The sequence below is a fragment of the Burkholderia mycopellens genome, from assembly GCF_964265025.1.
In the GTDB taxonomy this organism is placed as follows: domain Bacteria; phylum Pseudomonadota; class Gammaproteobacteria; order Burkholderiales; family Burkholderiaceae; genus Burkholderia.
This window is the reverse complement of sequence record NZ_OZ183802.1, coordinates 1,192,161-1,206,074: the sequence shown is the minus strand read 5'-3', so window position 1 is coordinate 1,206,074 and position 13,914 is coordinate 1,192,161. Positions and strand designations below refer to the sequence as shown.

Genomic DNA, 13,914 nt, shown 5'->3' with positions numbered 1-13,914 from the left:
TCGTGTGCCATTCGCCTTACAAAACACCGAGCATTGAAACAGGCCGAGCGGATATTGTGAACTCAGCGGCACGAATCGACGCGCCGCGATAATGACGAAGACGCTCACCATGGCCACCCTGTTCACGCTCAAGCGAACCGCCCGCTGCACGCTGCTTGCGTTTGCCGCGCTTGCGGCACTGCCCCCCGCATTCGCGCAATCGGCCGGCGCCCCGCCCTATGCGGCCGCCGCACGGCAACCGGGCGGCGATCCGCCCAGCCGTGTCGCGCGACTCAATTACCTGTCCGGGGCCGTGACGACCGAGCCGGCCGGCACCGATACGTGGTCGTATGCCGCCGTAAACCGGCCGCTGACGACCGGCGACCAGCTCTGGAACGATGCCGGGGCGCGCTCGGAACTGCACATCGGCTCGACCGCGGTACGGCTCGGCGAGTCGACGAGTTTGTCGGTGCTGAACCTCGACGACACGACGACCCAGCTGAAAGTGGGGCTCGGCACCGTGTCGACGCACGTGCGCGATCTGCCGGCCGGCGGATCGTACGAAATCGACACGCCTAATCTCGCGCTCGGCATCACAGGCCCCGGCGACTATCGCGTCGACGTCGCGCCAAACGGTGCGAGCACGACGGTCACGGTGCGCAGCGGCAGTGCAACCGTCTACGGCAGCAACGGCCAGTACCCGCTGTCGCCCGGGCAGCAGGTCACGTTCACGGGCACCGACCTTCAGGTCGCGCAGCAATCCGCTGCCCCGGGCCCCGATCCGCTCGACCAGTGGGCCGCCAGCCGCGACGCAGCCGAAGAGCGCTCGGTGTCGGCCCGCTATGTGTCCCGCGACATTCCCGGCTACCAGGATCTCGACGCGAACGGCACGTGGCGCGAAACCCCGAATTACGGCCAGGTATGGGTGCCGAACGACACGCCGGCAGACTGGGCGCCGTACCACGACGGCCACTGGATCTGGCAGGCGCCGTGGGGCTGGACGTGGGTCGACGACGCGCCGTGGGGTTTCGCGCCGTATCACTACGGCCGCTGGGCATACGTGGACGACAGCTGGGCGTGGGTACCGGGCCCGCTGGTCGTCAGCCAGCCGCCGGTCTATGCGCCGGCGCTCGTCGCGTTCGTGGGCGGTGGCGGCGGCCCCGACTGGAGCGTCGCGCTCACGGTGGGCGGCGTCGCCGCGGCCGGCTGCGCGTGGTTCGCGCTCGGCCCGGGCGAACCGTGGCATCCGGGCTGGGGCGGCTGGAGCCCGCACTACTACGACCGCGTGAACCGCAACATCGTGGTGAACAACGTCAACGTGAACAAGACCGTGAACGTGACGAACATCACCAACATCAACAAGACATATGTGAACTTCCGCGCACCGCACGCGATCACGGCCGTACCGGCCTCCGCGTTCGTGCACGGCCAGCCGGTCGCGCACTTCTCGCAGCACGTCGATCCGCAGCAATGGCGCAACGCGCACGTCACGCCGGGGACGCCGGGCATCGCGCCGGTGCGCCAGAGCTTCACTGGCGGGCTGCGCAACGCGAGCTACCGTCCGCCTGCGGCGATTGCCCAGCACCCGTACGTCGCGACGCGTAATCCCGCCGTGCCGGCCGCGTATCGCGACCAGGCCGCAGCCCACCTCGCGCAGCAAGGCGGGCGCGTACCGGGTGCCGGCGCCCCCGTCGTGAAGACAAACGTGCCGGCCGACTACACGGCTCGCCCGATCCGTATTCCGGGCAAGCCGAACGGCGGCGCATGGGCGATGCACAACGTGCAGCTCGTGAATCCGCACGGCCCCGTCGTGCAACCGGCTCGCGCGCCTCGCGAAGGCCAGCCGGCCGCCGTGCAGGCCGGGCGGCCGGGAGCACCGATGCCGGGCATGCCGAATGTCACGCGGCCGGCGAACGGCGAAAACCCCAACGCACCGCGTTTCGTCACCGGCGGCATGCCGCAGGCCCCCGGCAACCCGATGCCGCATCAGGCAGTCGGGCCCGGCAACGGCGTCCCGCATCCGCCGGTAGCGAACAACGGTCCGGCGGGCATCGGCAACGCACACGCAGCCGAGGCACAGTCGCCCGCGTGGATGCAGCCGCACACGCCGATCGAACGTCAGCGCCCTGCTCCGCCGACCGCACTCCACGCGGCGGGACAGAATGCGCTACCGCCCGTACGCAGCGCAGCGGTGCCGCATCCGGAAGGCACGCCGACTCCGCAGGGCGCGCAGCCCGGTGACCGGAACGCAGCACCGCGCGCGCTGCCGCAACCGCGGCTGGACAATACCGCGCAGATTCCGCAGCCGCATCCGCGCCCCGATTTCCCGACGCCGGCCCAGCATGGGCAACCGCAACCTCGCCCCGAATTCGCGCAACCGGCGCCGCATCGCGAAGTCGCGCCGCCACGTGTGAACGAATACCGCCCGCCGGCGCCCGCCGTGCATGACATGCCGCGTATGGAGCCGCGACCGCAACCGGCACCACGCATGGAACCGCGCCCGTCGATGCCCGCACCGCACGTGGAACCGCGGCCGCAACCGGCGCCGCACGTCGAGGCACCCCACCCGAGCAGCCCGCCGCAAGGCGGTCACGAAGAGCGGCATCACCAGTAAGTGCCGCAAACGTGAAACAAAAGGCCCGACCGGCTGATACCGGTCGGGCCTTTTTCCTGCGGGGCGCGGATCGATGCATCCGCGCGGCCCGGGTCGCGCGATCAGACCGCCATCGGCGCAGTCAGCGGCTCATGATGGCGGTAGCCGACGAGCGAGAAATCGGACGGCTCGATCTGTTCCAGCCACTCGGGCGCGTAAACGCCTGTCTTCGCGTATTCCGGCACCCGCTCGGCAATCTCGAGCCGCGGGCTGTCGTACGGCTCGCGCGTGAGCTGGCGCTGCAGCATGTCGAGCTGATTCTCGTAGATGTGCGCGTCGCCGATGAAGTACGTGAACCAGCGCGGCGTGTAGCCCGTCAGCCGGCCGACGAGCGACAGCAGCGCAGCCCCTTCCGTCAGGTTGAACGGCGTGCCGAGGCCGACGTCGTTGCTGCGGATGTACAGGCACAGCGAGATTTCGCGCTTCGTCGCATTCGGCAGGAACTGGTACAGCAGATGGCACGCGGGCAGTGCGATCTGGTCGAGCACGGCCGGATTCCACGCGTGAAACAGGATGCGGCGGTCGGCCGGGTTCTCCATGATCGTGTCCAGGCACTGGCGCAACTGGTCGATCGCCTTGTACAGCAGCACCTTGGGCGCGCCGTCCTCGTCGAAACGCGTGACGATCCGGAAGCCGCGGCGCGTCGCATCGGCGATCTGCGCGTCGGCACCCGCGTCGAGCACCTTGTAGCCCGGCCACTGGCGCCATTGCACGCCGTACACGTCACCCAGATCGTCGACGCCCTGGCGATACGGGTTCGCGAGCCATTGCGCGTTCTCGTTCGCGTTCGCGTCCCACACCTTGCAGCCGAGCGCGCGGAAATCGGCCGCGCTGCGCGACGCGCGCAGGAAGCCGACCAGTTCGCCGATCGCGGACTTGAACGCGAGCTTCTTGGTCGTCACGGCCGGGAAGCCTTGCTGCAGGTCGAAGCGCAGCATCGCGCCCGGCATGCTGATGGTGCGGATCCCCGTGCGGTTCTCCTGCCAGGTGCCGGTATCGAGAATGGTACGAACGAGATCGAGGTACTGTTTCATGCGGGTTCCTTCGGCCGCGAGGGCGGCCGTACCCGCCAATTTTAGCAAGCGTGATGCGGAAGCTCCGGCAACGGCGCCGAAAACCCTGCCAGCGTGTCGCCGCGATCGCGCATGCCGTGTGCGCACATCAGCCGGTAGAGCGTGACGCGCGACACGCCGAGTTCGCGCGCGGCATCCGCGAATCGGCCGCGATGGCGCAACAGCGCCTGCTCGATCGCCTGCCGTTCGGCCGCCTCGCGCGCCTCCAGCAGCGACACGGGTGCGAGCGTCGCGAAGTCGTTCAGCTCGAGATCGGCCGCGGTAATCATCCGGCCCTCCGACATGACGATTGCGCGGCGCACGCGATTGATCAGTTCGCGCACGTTGCCCGGCCACGAATAGCCGTACAGCGACGCGACCGCATCGGGGGAAAAGCCGCGCAGGCGACGATGCGCATCGCCCTTGAAACGCTCGAGCATGTGGCGCGCGAGCACCTCGATGTCCTTGCCGCGCGCGCGCAGCGGCGGCTCCTCGATCTTCAGCACGCACAGGCGATGGAACAGGTCCTCGCGGAACCGTCCTTCGCGCAGCGCCGCTTCCATGTCGACGTGGGTCGCGCAGATCACGCGGACGTCGACCGGCACCGACACATGGGCACCCAGCCGCTCGATCTTGCCTTCCTGCAGGAAGCGCAGCAGGCTTGCCTGGCTTTCGAGCGGCAAGTCGCCGATCTCGTCGAGAAACAGCGTGCCGCCGTTGGCGGCCTCGACGCGGCCGATCTTGCGCTGGTTCGCGCCGGTGAACGCACCGCGCTCATAGCCGAACAGTTCGGCCTGCAGCAATGTCGACGGGATCGCACCGCAATTGATCGCGATGAACGGCGCCTGCGCGCGCGACGAACGTTCGTGAATCGCGACCGCCGTCAGTTCCTTGCCCGTACCCGATTCGCCGGAGATGAACACCGGCGCGTCGGTTGCCGCGACGCGGCGTATCGTCCTGAAGAGCCCCAGCATCGCATCGCAGGTCCCGACCATTTCGCCTTCGCTGCGTCCGGCGCCGACGGGCGGCGCAACGGGTTCGGTCAGCGCGACCATCCCGTGCGCATGACCGACGGTCTCGACGATCCGCGACGTCTCGTACGGCATCGTCACGTAGTCGAAACAGTAGTCGCGAATGAGATGGCGCAGCGTAGCGTCCTGCAACTGGCCGCGGCGCGTCGCCGCGATCCAGCCGATGTGCTGAATGCTCAGGCAGGATTCGAGTTCGCGCAGGTCGGAGGGCTTGAAGCCCGGCGAAAAATCGAGCAGCCCGGCCGTTGCGACGCCATGCTGCACGACACGTCGTACGTCTCGCACGGTCTCCGCGAGATCGACACGCCAACCGCATTCGTCGAAATGGCCACGCAACGCGTCGTTCGGTTCGCGCGAATAGTAGATCACGTGCCGCTGATCGGCTCCCATATGCTCACCCCGTTCATCAACCGTCTAACGATTGCCGTGCCCGCCAGGTCACGGGCGAAAAGGATCGAATCGGGTCAGCCGAAGGCGGCTCGATTCGCCATGCCGATACGAGGCGATCACATCGCCTCGCATGATGGCGCTTATCTTGCGTCCAGTTATTTTGATCAAGACAGCTTAGTTATAGGCACTGAATACGACAATCCGATTTCAGCGCGGCGAGCGACGCGGCCGTATCGCTCAGGAGGTCGATGCGCGTCAATCGTCTGCACATAGCACGTGCGCAGCGATACGCTCTGTCATCAACACTTGCGACGATTTTCATCCTTGCTGCGTATGGATTGAATCCGCAGAATTCCCAAGCCCCCTCGTTTCAGGCCTGAAACATTTTCGGCCGTTTTCCAACACAATTCGCAACGCTCGAGCACGAATCGCAGTCTCGACAACGGTCCCGGCGCGATGGCATGCATTTCGCTGAATATGGAAACCGTCGGAGACAGCGACCATGCGAAAACATCTTTTACTTTCTTTCGTGTCGATGGCCATTGCGGCCGTCGCAGTCGGCCCGCCCACGCTCGTACGCGCAGACGAAAGCGCGAATCCGGATCGCGCCATGCTGCTTGCAGCAAACGCGCCGAGCATGCAGCACGGCAACGGGTTCGGTATCGTGACCGTGTCGTCACCGCAACTGCTGCCGGCCGGCAGGACTTCGGTGACGCTGTGGGACGAGATTCCGCCGCCTCAATTGCCGATGCCGCTTCCAGTACCGGTACCGCAGCCGGGCGACGCGCAGCACGCGATGGAAGGCACCGCGCAAGGCAGTACGCATCAGTGATGCACGAGTCGATTCATTTGATAAGGATCACGTATAGATTTGAGCGGGCCGGACAGCATCGATCGGAGGCCGGTATCGACGATCTCGCAACACGGAACGGTTTTGTGCTCCGTCCCCCGGCGGGCACGCTTTTTATTCATTCCGTCGCCGCGACGCATTGCCTCGAGCGTCGCGGCGCGCAGCGCAGAAAAATGGATGCGCGCACCCGGAACCGGCGCGCGTCGCCGTTCCGGTAAAATCGGCGCCATTCCGGTTTTCCTTTCCCCGACCTTCATGACGACGTTGACCCTGATCGTCGCGCGTGCCCGCAATGGCATCATCGGCCGCGACAACCAGTTGCCCTGGAAACTTCCCGAGGATCTCGCCTTCTTCAAGCGCACGACGATGGGCGCACCGATCGTGATGGGCCGCAAGACCCACGAGTCGATCGGCCGGCCGCTGCCGGGCCGCCGCAATATCGTCGTCACGCGCGACGCGACGCGTCGCTTCGACGGCTGCGACACGGTCACGTCGCTCGTCGATGCGCTGGCGCTTGCCGCGCGCGACGGCGTGCCCGAGGTGTTCCTGATTGGCGGCGCGCAGCTCTACACGGAAGGTCTCGCACTCGCCGACAAGCTGGTCGTCACCGAGATCGATGCCGACTTCGACGGTGACGCCTCGTTCCCGGCGCCCGACGCCGCGCAGTGGCAGGAAGTGTCGCGCGATGCGCATCAGGCGGCCGCGCCGAATACGTTCGGCTATGCGTTCGTCGTCTACGAGCGCAAGCGCGGCTGACGCACACGCACAATGAAAAAGCCCGACCGGCTCACTCATACCGGTCGGGCTTTTTCGTTTGATGGCGGCCGAAGCCGCGCTCCGCTTACTGCCCGGCGATCGTCATCTGCTCGATCAGCACCGAGCCCGTTTCCTTCGTGCCGCGCACGATCGAATCGGCGCCGATCGCGACGATATGCCGGAACATTTCCTGCAGCGTGCTCGCGACGGTGATTTCCTCGACCGGATACTGGATCACGCCGTTCTCGACCCAGAAGCCCGCCGCACCGCGCGAATAGTCACCCGTCACGTAGTTCACGCCCTGCCCCATCAGCTCGGTCAGCAACAGGCCCGTGCCGAGCTTCTTCAGCATCGCGTCGAAATCGTCGCCCGCCTGCGTGTTCGAACTACGCAGCGCGAGGTTGTGCGAGCCGCCCGCGTTGCCGGTGGTCTGGGTGCCGAGCTTGCGTGCCGAATAGGTCGACAGGAAGTAGCCTTCGACCACACCATCCTTGACGACGCTGCGCGCACGCGTGCGCACGCCTTCCTCGTCGAACGGCGCGCTACCCATCGCACGCGGCACGTGCGGATCCTCGACGACCTGGATGTGCGGTGCGAACACCGGCTTGCCGAGGCTGTCGACGAGGAACGACGTCTTGCGGTACAGCGCGCCGCCGCTTACCGCCTGCACGAATGCGCCGAGCAGGCCGGCCGCGAGCGGCGCCTCGAACAGCACGGGCACCTTGCGGGTGTCGAGGCGGCGCGCGCCCATCCGTGCAAGTGCACGCTCGGCCGCGTAACGGCCCACCGCTTCGGGTGCCGCGAGATCGATCGCGCTGCGCTTCGACGAATACCAGTCGTCACGCTGCATGTGACGGCCGCTGCCCGCGATCGGCGCGCATGCGATGTAGTGGCGCGAGTACGGGTAGCCGGACAGGAAGCCGCGCGACGTGGCCAGCACGAACTGCGAATGCTGGGCCGACACGCTCGCGCCTTCCGAATTGCGGATCTGCGGGCTGACCGCGAATGCGGCGTCTTCCGCGCGGCGGGCGAGCTCCACGGCCTCGTCGGCCGTCAGCGCCCACGGATGGTACAGATCGAGGTCACGCGGGTCGGTTTCGAGCAGTTCGGCCTCGGCCAGGCCAGCCGCCTCGTCCTCGGCCGTGAAGCGCGCGATGTTGTACGCGGCGGCGACGGTATCCTTGATCGCGCCCGGCGAGAAATCCGACGTGCTCGCGTTGCCGCGCTTCTTGCCGATGAACACGGTCACGCCGACCATCTTGTCGCGGTTGTGTTCGATCGTTTCGACTTCGCCGCGGCGCACCGACACCGACAGGCCGTCGCCCTCGGAGATTTCGGTCGCGGCGTCCGTCGCGCCGAGCGCCTTCGCATGGCGAAGGATGTCCGAGGCGATTTCTTTGAGCTGGTCCTGCGTGTGCGGGAAATAGCGCGCTTGTACGTCGAGATTGGCTGCCATCGTCTTGATATCCGGTGGCGGGCGGGCGCCCGCATGTTCAAAATATTGCGTATCCCGCGATCATAGCAAGGTCCGGGGCCGGACACCGACAAGCTTGGGGTGTCCGCGGCGCGATACAATGCCGCCCATGACACGCAAAACCCGAATCCAGCCGATCGAGCATGCCGTCGAAGACGACGACAATGGCTACGATCGCCCCAGCAAATCCCAGTTGAAGCGCGAGATGCACGAGTTGCAGGTGCTCGGCCAGGCGCTCGTCGATCTGCCGAAAGACGCCCTCAAGCGCATGCCGATGCCCGAAAGTCTCGCGGACGCCGTTCGCGAGGCACGCCGGATCACCGATCACGAAGGCAAGCGCCGCCAGCTCCAGTACGTCGGCCGCGTGATGCGCTCGCTGACCGACGACGAAACGGCCGCGCTGCGCATCGCACTCGACGCGCAGCGCGGCGTGAACAAGGCCGCAACGGCCCGCCTGCACTGGATCGAACGCACGCGCGAACAGTTGCTCGCCAGCGACGACGCGCTGACCGAATTCCTGCGCCAGCATCCGGAAGCCGATATCCAGGAAGGCCGCACGCTGATCCGCAACGCACGCAAGGAAGCGCAGCAAGGCAAGCCGCCGCGTTATTTCCGCGAGCTGTTCCAGTGGATCAAGACTGCTGGCGGCACGTCCAATGCGGACGACGAGGCGGCGGACGACGCCGGAGACGACCATGACGACGAAGCCTAACCATCCGGACGAGCTCGTCGTCGGCCTCGTGTCGATCAGCGACCGCGCGAGCACGGGCGTCTACGAAGACAAGGGCATTCCGGCGCTGCAGGAGTGGCTCGCCGGCGTGCTGGTGTCGCCGTGGCGCGCCGAAACGCGCCTGATCCAGGACGATGCGCCCACGATCTCCGCCACGCTCGCCGAGCTCGTCGACGTCGCGGGGTGCGACCTCGTGCTGACGACGGGTGGCACGGGCCCCGCGCGCCGCGACGTGACGCCCGAGGCCACGCTGGCCGTGGCGACGAAGGAGATGCCGGGATTCGGCGAACAGATGCGGCAGATCAGCCTGAATTTCGTGCCGACCGCGATCCTGTCGCGGCAGGTCGCGGTGATCCGCGAGACGGCCGACCATGCGGCGCTGATCATCAACCTGCCAGGCCAGCCGAAGTCGATCCGGGAAACGCTCGAAGGGCTGCGCGATGCCGACGGCAAGTCGACCGTGCCGGGCATCTTCGCCGCGGTGCCCTACTGCATCGACCTGATCGGCGGCCCGTACATCGAGACCGACGCCGCGGTGGTCGCGGCGTTCCGCCCGAAAAGCGCTCAGCGCGCCCCGCGCTGAGCGTGTGCCGGCCCGCTCAGGCGGCCGGCGCGGACTCGCCTGCCGAAGCAGACGTGGCCGGAATCAGGAAATGCTCGCGGTAGTACTTCAGTTCGTCGATCGACTCGTGGATGTCCGCGAGCGCCGTATGCATCGCCCGCTTCTGGAAACCCTTGTAGATCGCGGGCTGCCAGCGTCGGCACAGCTCCTTGAGCGTGCTGACATCGAGATTGCGGTAGTGGAAGAATTTCTCGAATTCCGGCATCCAGCGCGCCATGAAGCGGCGGTCCTGGCAGATCGAGTTGCCGCACATCGGCGACTTGCCGGGCGACACGTACTGCGCGAGGAACGCCTGCAGCTGCTCGGCGGCTTCCGCTTCGGTCACGGTCGACGCGCGCACACGGTCGATCAGGCCCGAACGGCCGTGCGTCGACTTGTTCCAGTCGTCCATCTTTGCGAGCGTTTCGTCGCTCTGGTGGATCGCGAACACCGGGCCTTCGACGGCAATGTCGAGCGTGGAATTGGTCACGACGACCGCGATCTCGATGATGCGGTCGTTATCCGGGTCGAGGCCCGTCATCTCCATGTCGAGCCAGACGAGGTTCAACTCGTTGCGCACGAGCGCGGGCTGGCTGGTGGAAGCGGCGGTATCGGTCATGAGTCATCCTGGAAAATGGCGGGCGGCGCGCGGCGCCGACCGGGCGGCCGGCATCGCATCAGCGGGGCCGGTCCGCAAGAACATATAATTCTCGCATAGAACCCTTTGGCGCCTTCGATGTCACCCTTTTCGTTCACCCTGCTGTTCGCGCTCGCCGTGCTCGCGATGGTCGTCACCAAGCTGTGGCTCGCATCGCGGCAGATCCGCTTCGTCGCGGCGCACCGCAACGTCGTCCCCGCGCAATTCAGCGCAACCATCCCGCTGACCGCCCACCAGCGCGCGGCCGACTATACGGTTGAGCGCACCCGGCTGACGATGCTCGAGATCGTGGTCAGCGCGGCCGTGCTGGTCGGCCTCACGCTGCTCGGCGGCGTCGGCGCGCTCGACACGCTGCTCACCGGCTGGCTCGGCCGCGGCTACGGGCAGCAGGTCGCGCTCGTCGCGGCGGTGCTCGTGATCACGAGCGTCATCGACGTCCCGTTCGAGTATTACCGCCAGTTCGGGATCGAACAGCGTTTCGGCTTCAACCGGATGACGAAGCGGCTGTTTTTCACCGACATGCTGAAAAACTCGCTGCTCGGCGCCGCGCTCGGCCTGCCGCTGCTGTTCGTCGTGCTGTGGCTGATGAACCAAGCCGGCAGCCTGTGGTGGCTGTGGACCTGGATCGTCTGGGTCGCGTTCCAGATGCTCGTTCTGCTGATCTACCCGACCTTCATCGCACCGATCTTCAACAAGTTCGAGCCGCTGAAGGACGACGCGCTGCGCGCGCGCATCGAGTCGCTGATGAAGCGCTGCGGCTTTGCGGCGAAGGGGCTGTTCGTGATGGACGGCAGCCGCCGCTCCGCGCACGGCAACGCGTACTTCACGGGCTTCGGCGCGTCGAAGCGGATCGTGTTCTTCGACACGCTGCTCGCGCGCCTGTCCGGCCAGGAAATCGAGGCCGTGCTCGCGCACGAACTCGGCCACTTCAAGCGCCGCCACGTGATGAAGCGGATGCTCGTATCGTTCGTGCTGAGCCTCGTGCTGCTCGCGCTGCTCGGCTGGCTCGCGCAACGCACGTGGTTCTACACGGGGCTCGGCGTCACGCCGTCGCTCGACACGAGCAACGCGGGTGCCGCACTCGTGCTGTTCTTCCTGGCGATTCCCGTGTTCCTGTTCTTCGCGACGCCGTTCGGCAGCCTCACGTCGCGCAAGCACGAATTCGAGGCCGACGCATTCGCGGCCAGCCAGACCGACGCGCAGGATCTCGTCAGCGCACTCGTGAAGCTCTATGAGGACAACGCGTCGACGCTGACACCCGACCCCGTCTACACGGCCTTCTACTACTCGCATCCGCCCGCGTCGCAGCGGATCGACCGCCTGATGCAGCACGCATGAGCCGGCCGACCTCCCGCAAGCCGGCCCCGCGCGCGTCGGGCGCGCAACGTGCCGAAGGCCGCGTGATCGCGGCGCACGGGCGCCACTACATCGTCGCGCCCGACGATGGCGGCCCGATGCTGCAATGCTTCCCGCGCGGAAAGAAGAGCGATATCGCGGTTGGCGACCGTGTCGCGTACGAACTCGCGTCGGCCGACCAGGGCGTCATCGTGGAGATCGGCGAGCGGCGCAACCTGCTGTACCGTTCCGACCAGTTCAAGTCGAAGCTGTTCGCGGCCAACCTCGACCAGTTGCTGATCGTGCTCGCGACCGAGCCCTACTTCAGCGAGGACTTGCTCGGCCGCGCGCTGATCGCCGCCGAGGCGAACGAGCTGAAGCCGCTCGTCGTGCTGAACAAGATCGACGTCGAAGCCGCGCTGCCGGTCGCGCGCGAGCGCCTCGCGCCCTACCGCGCCCTTGGCTATGACGTGCTCGAGCTGTCGGTGAAGGGCTCGCCGGACGACGCGCGCGCGCAATTGATGCCGCACCTTGCCGGGCATTCGACGATCCTGCTCGGCCAGTCCGGGATGGGCAAGTCGACGCTCGTGAACCTGCTCGTTCCCGATGCCGAAGCCGCCACGCGCGAGATTTCGGCCGCGCTCAACAGCGGGCGTCACACGACGACGTTCACGCGCCTCTATCCGTTGGACGGCGGCGGTGCGCTGATCGATTCGCCCGGCTTCCAGGAATTCGGCCTCTACCACCTGACGGAAGGCCGTCTCGAGCGCGCCTTCCCGGAGTTCCGGCCGCTGCTCGCCGACTGCCGTTTCTATAATTGCCATCATCTGCACGAACCCGGCTGCGCGATTCTCGAAGCTGTCGCAGACGGCCGTATCGCGACGTCGCGGCATGCGCTGTACGCGCAGCTCGTGCACGAGGCGAGCCAGATCGTCCGCTGATCGCGCGGCGCGCACAGCGGCCAGCCGGTGCCATGCGGGCCGGCTTTCACCGACAGGAGCCGCGATGCGTTTCAAGGCACCCGATCTCGCGACGGCGCAGCATTGGGCCAACGTGCTTCAGGTGGCCGGCATCGGTTGCGAACTGCATAACTGCTACGCGACCGGCGCGCTCGGCGGCCTGCCCGCCGACGCCTGCACGCCCGAACTGTGGCTCGACGACGAACGCGACGACGCGCTCGCGCGCCGGCTCCTCGATGCCGCGTCGCACGGCCCCTCGGCCGGCGCCGCGCCGTGGCGCTGCCGGCAGTGCGGCGAGGCGCTCGAAGCCCAGTTCACCGCATGCTGGCAATGCGGCGCCGTACGCGACCCGCTAGACGACTGACCCACAGCAAAAAGGCCGGCATCCAGCCGGCCTTTTGCCTTTCATCGGGTACCGCACTCTGCCCCGTCACGACACCCAGACGGCAAGCGTCAGCATCAGCAGCAGAATCATCCACAGGATCACCGCACGCCAGACGAGGCCAACCGCGGATTGCAGCGTCCGCGGCGTGCAATCGTCACCGACCGTCAACGGACCGCTGTCGCCGACTGCCAGCGCATCGAGGCTCGACGGTTCCGCGAGCGGCCCCGCGAGGCGGGCGCCGAGCGCTCCGCTGCCGGCTGCCAGCAGGACGCCATCGTTCGGATCGGGCCACTGGCGCGTATGGTTGCGCCACGCATAGATCGCATCCTCGAAATTGCCGACGATCGCGAAGCCGAGCGCGGTCAATCGCGCGGGAATCCAGTCGATCACGAAGAACGCGCGCTGCGCGAACGTCGAGAAGGCCGCCGTGCGGTCGTCGCCCGGCGTCGACCAGCTGCGCGCAAGGTATTCGGAAATCCGGTACAGCACGGCACCGGCCGGGCCGATCGGCAACACGTACCAGAAGAACACGCCGAACACGTGGCGATGCGATGCGACAACGGCATGAATCAGCGTATGGCGGACGATTTCGCCGACCGGCATGTCGACCGTGTCGATGCCTGTCCACTCGTGCAGGATTTCGCGCGCACGCGGCACGTCGTCGTTATTGAGCGCGAGGTGGATGTCGGTGAAGTAATGGCTGAACTGACGGAAGCCGAGCGTGAAATACACGACAACGACGTTCCAGATGAATGCGAGCACGAAGCTCACCTTGTACAGCAGGAAATAGATCAGCGCGACGATCAGCACCCACGGCAGCACGACCGCGAGCCAGGCGAGGATGCCGTGCTTCTGCTTGCCAGCGTCGAGACCATGCGCGACGGTTTCCGCATGAAACTGGAACAGCGCGAACACCGGATTGTTCGGCGACAACGCGCGGACCTGTTCGATGATGAGGGCGAGGAGAACCGAAAAGAAAGTCATGCGTGGCGCCGTCTTCGGAGTTATGTCATTTTTTGCATAACGATAGCACAGCGTAAGCGCCGGATGGCTGCCGGTGC

General features: G+C 66.7%; 14 protein-coding genes. 8 read left to right on the top strand and 6 right to left on the bottom strand.

The window, feature by feature from the left end; genetic code table 11:
- Positions 1 to 109 precede the first annotated feature (109 nt).
- A complete protein-coding gene (locus ACPTTC_RS05660) occupies positions 110 to 2,593 on the top strand; it encodes a DUF6600 domain-containing protein (RefSeq protein WP_423393317.1) in 2,484 nt (827 codons plus the stop codon).
- Positions 2,594 to 2,694: 101 nt separating this feature from the next.
- Here ACPTTC_RS05660 and ACPTTC_RS05655 read toward each other — a convergent pair whose 3' ends face one another.
- Both ACPTTC_RS05655 and ACPTTC_RS05650 read right to left on the bottom strand, forming a co-directional pair.
- The gene (locus ACPTTC_RS05655) at positions 2,695 to 3,666 is read right to left on the bottom strand and encodes a thymidylate synthase (RefSeq protein WP_175967169.1); all 972 of its coding nucleotides are present in this window, start codon (positions 3,664 to 3,666) and stop codon (positions 2,695 to 2,697) included.
- 41 nt (positions 3,667 to 3,707) lie between these two features.
- Complete coding sequence (locus ACPTTC_RS05650; RefSeq protein ID WP_175035625.1) at positions 3,708 to 5,105, bottom strand: sigma-54 dependent transcriptional regulator; 1,398 nt, start codon at positions 5,103 to 5,105, stop codon at positions 3,708 to 3,710.
- A 610-nt stretch (positions 5,106 to 5,715) separates the two neighbouring features.
- Between ACPTTC_RS05650 and ACPTTC_RS05645 the strand changes: the two genes are divergently transcribed.
- The gene (locus ACPTTC_RS05645) at positions 5,716 to 5,937 is read left to right on the top strand and encodes a hypothetical protein (protein WP_423391808.1); all 222 of its coding nucleotides are present in this window, start codon (positions 5,716 to 5,718) and stop codon (positions 5,935 to 5,937) included.
- Here the strand turns inward: ACPTTC_RS05645 and ACPTTC_RS05640 are convergent.
- A complete protein-coding gene (locus ACPTTC_RS05640) occupies positions 5,931 to 6,185 on the bottom strand; it encodes a hypothetical protein (RefSeq protein ID WP_423391807.1) in 255 nt (84 codons plus the stop codon). The genes ACPTTC_RS05645 and ACPTTC_RS05640 overlap by 7 nt on opposite strands.
- Before the next feature lie 25 nt (positions 6,186 to 6,210).
- Here ACPTTC_RS05640 and ACPTTC_RS05635 point away from each other — a divergent pair, with 25 nt between their 5' ends.
- The gene (locus tag ACPTTC_RS05635; protein WP_226195725.1) at positions 6,211 to 6,711 is read left to right on the top strand and encodes a dihydrofolate reductase; all 501 of its coding nucleotides are present in this window, start codon (positions 6,211 to 6,213) and stop codon (positions 6,709 to 6,711) included.
- A gap of 85 nt (positions 6,712 to 6,796) precedes the next feature.
- On the opposite strand, the gene pmbA is transcribed toward ACPTTC_RS05635, so the two are convergent.
- Positions 6,797 to 8,167, bottom strand: a complete 1,371-nt coding sequence (gene pmbA, locus ACPTTC_RS05630; protein WP_011351368.1) for a metalloprotease PmbA — start codon at positions 8,165 to 8,167, stop codon at positions 6,797 to 6,799.
- A gap of 127 nt (positions 8,168 to 8,294) precedes the next feature.
- Between pmbA and yjgA the strand changes: the two genes are divergently transcribed.
- Positions 8,295 to 8,897, top strand: a complete 603-nt coding sequence (gene yjgA / locus ACPTTC_RS05625; RefSeq protein WP_423391806.1) for a ribosome biogenesis factor YjgA — start codon at positions 8,295 to 8,297, stop codon at positions 8,895 to 8,897.
- Positions 8,881 to 9,498 carry a molybdopterin adenylyltransferase gene (gene mog / locus ACPTTC_RS05620; protein WP_175951691.1) on the top strand — a complete coding sequence of 206 codons (618 nt, stop codon included), beginning with the start codon at positions 8,881 to 8,883 and terminating at the stop codon, positions 9,496 to 9,498. Before yjgA ends, mog begins: the two co-directional genes overlap by 17 nt.
- Before the next feature lie 16 nt (positions 9,499 to 9,514).
- Here the strand turns inward: mog and orn are convergent, their stop codons facing one another.
- A complete protein-coding gene (orn, locus tag ACPTTC_RS05615; RefSeq protein WP_423391805.1) occupies positions 9,515 to 10,135 on the bottom strand; it encodes an oligoribonuclease in 621 nt (206 codons plus the stop codon).
- 117 nt (positions 10,136 to 10,252) lie between these two features.
- Between orn and ACPTTC_RS05610 the strand changes: the two genes are divergently transcribed.
- From ACPTTC_RS05610 to ACPTTC_RS05600, 3 genes are all read left to right on the top strand, one after another.
- On the top strand, positions 10,253 to 11,512 hold the full coding sequence (locus ACPTTC_RS05610) for a M48 family metallopeptidase (RefSeq protein WP_226195652.1): 1,260 nt from the start codon (positions 10,253 to 10,255) through the stop codon (positions 11,510 to 11,512).
- Positions 11,509 to 12,450, top strand: a complete 942-nt coding sequence (gene rsgA / locus ACPTTC_RS05605; RefSeq protein ID WP_175951688.1) for a ribosome small subunit-dependent GTPase A — start codon at positions 11,509 to 11,511, stop codon at positions 12,448 to 12,450. Before ACPTTC_RS05610 ends, rsgA begins: the two co-directional genes overlap by 4 nt.
- A 64-nt stretch (positions 12,451 to 12,514) precedes the next feature.
- A complete protein-coding gene (locus ACPTTC_RS05600; RefSeq protein WP_011351362.1) occupies positions 12,515 to 12,832 on the top strand; it encodes a putative signal transducing protein in 318 nt (105 codons plus the stop codon).
- 66 nt (positions 12,833 to 12,898) lie between these two features.
- On the opposite strand, the gene ACPTTC_RS05595 is transcribed toward ACPTTC_RS05600, so the two are convergent.
- On the bottom strand, positions 12,899 to 13,837 hold the full coding sequence (locus ACPTTC_RS05595) for a CobD/CbiB family protein (protein WP_043181898.1): 939 nt from the start codon (positions 13,835 to 13,837) through the stop codon (positions 12,899 to 12,901).
- Positions 13,838 to 13,914: the final 77 nt, after the last annotated feature.

What these genes read in the sequence shown, in the direction of transcription:
- ACPTTC_RS05660 (WP_423393317.1), top strand. Translation starts at nt 110, where the DNA reads ATGGCCACCCTGTTCACGCTCAAGCGAACCGCCCGCTGCACGCTGCTT.
- ACPTTC_RS05655 (WP_175967169.1), bottom strand. Translation starts at nt 3,666, where the DNA reads ATGAAACAGTACCTCGATCTCGTTCGTACCATTCTCGATACCGGCACC.
- ACPTTC_RS05650 (WP_175035625.1), bottom strand. Translation starts at nt 5,105, where the DNA reads ATGGGAGCCGATCAGCGGCACGTGATCTACTATTCGCGCGAACCGAAC.
- ACPTTC_RS05645 (WP_423391808.1), top strand. Translation starts at nt 5,716, where the DNA reads ATGCTGCTTGCAGCAAACGCGCCGAGCATGCAGCACGGCAACGGGTTC.
- ACPTTC_RS05640 (WP_423391807.1), bottom strand. Translation starts at nt 6,185, where the DNA reads ATGGCGCCGATTTTACCGGAACGGCGACGCGCGCCGGTTCCGGGTGCG.
- ACPTTC_RS05635 (WP_226195725.1), top strand. Translation starts at nt 6,211, where the DNA reads ATGACGACGTTGACCCTGATCGTCGCGCGTGCCCGCAATGGCATCATC.
- pmbA (WP_011351368.1), bottom strand. Translation starts at nt 8,167, where the DNA reads ATGGCAGCCAATCTCGACGTACAAGCGCGCTATTTCCCGCACACGCAG.
- yjgA (WP_423391806.1), top strand. Translation starts at nt 8,295, where the DNA reads ATGACACGCAAAACCCGAATCCAGCCGATCGAGCATGCCGTCGAAGAC.
- mog (WP_175951691.1), top strand. Translation starts at nt 8,881, where the DNA reads ATGACGACGAAGCCTAACCATCCGGACGAGCTCGTCGTCGGCCTCGTG.
- orn (WP_423391805.1), bottom strand. Translation starts at nt 10,135, where the DNA reads ATGACCGATACCGCCGCTTCCACCAGCCAGCCCGCGCTCGTGCGCAAC.
- ACPTTC_RS05610 (WP_226195652.1), top strand. Translation starts at nt 10,253, where the DNA reads ATGTCACCCTTTTCGTTCACCCTGCTGTTCGCGCTCGCCGTGCTCGCG.
- rsgA (WP_175951688.1), top strand. Translation starts at nt 11,509, where the DNA reads ATGAGCCGGCCGACCTCCCGCAAGCCGGCCCCGCGCGCGTCGGGCGCG.
- ACPTTC_RS05600 (WP_011351362.1), top strand. Translation starts at nt 12,515, where the DNA reads ATGCGTTTCAAGGCACCCGATCTCGCGACGGCGCAGCATTGGGCCAAC.
- ACPTTC_RS05595 (WP_043181898.1), bottom strand. Translation starts at nt 13,837, where the DNA reads ATGACTTTCTTTTCGGTTCTCCTCGCCCTCATCATCGAACAGGTCCGC.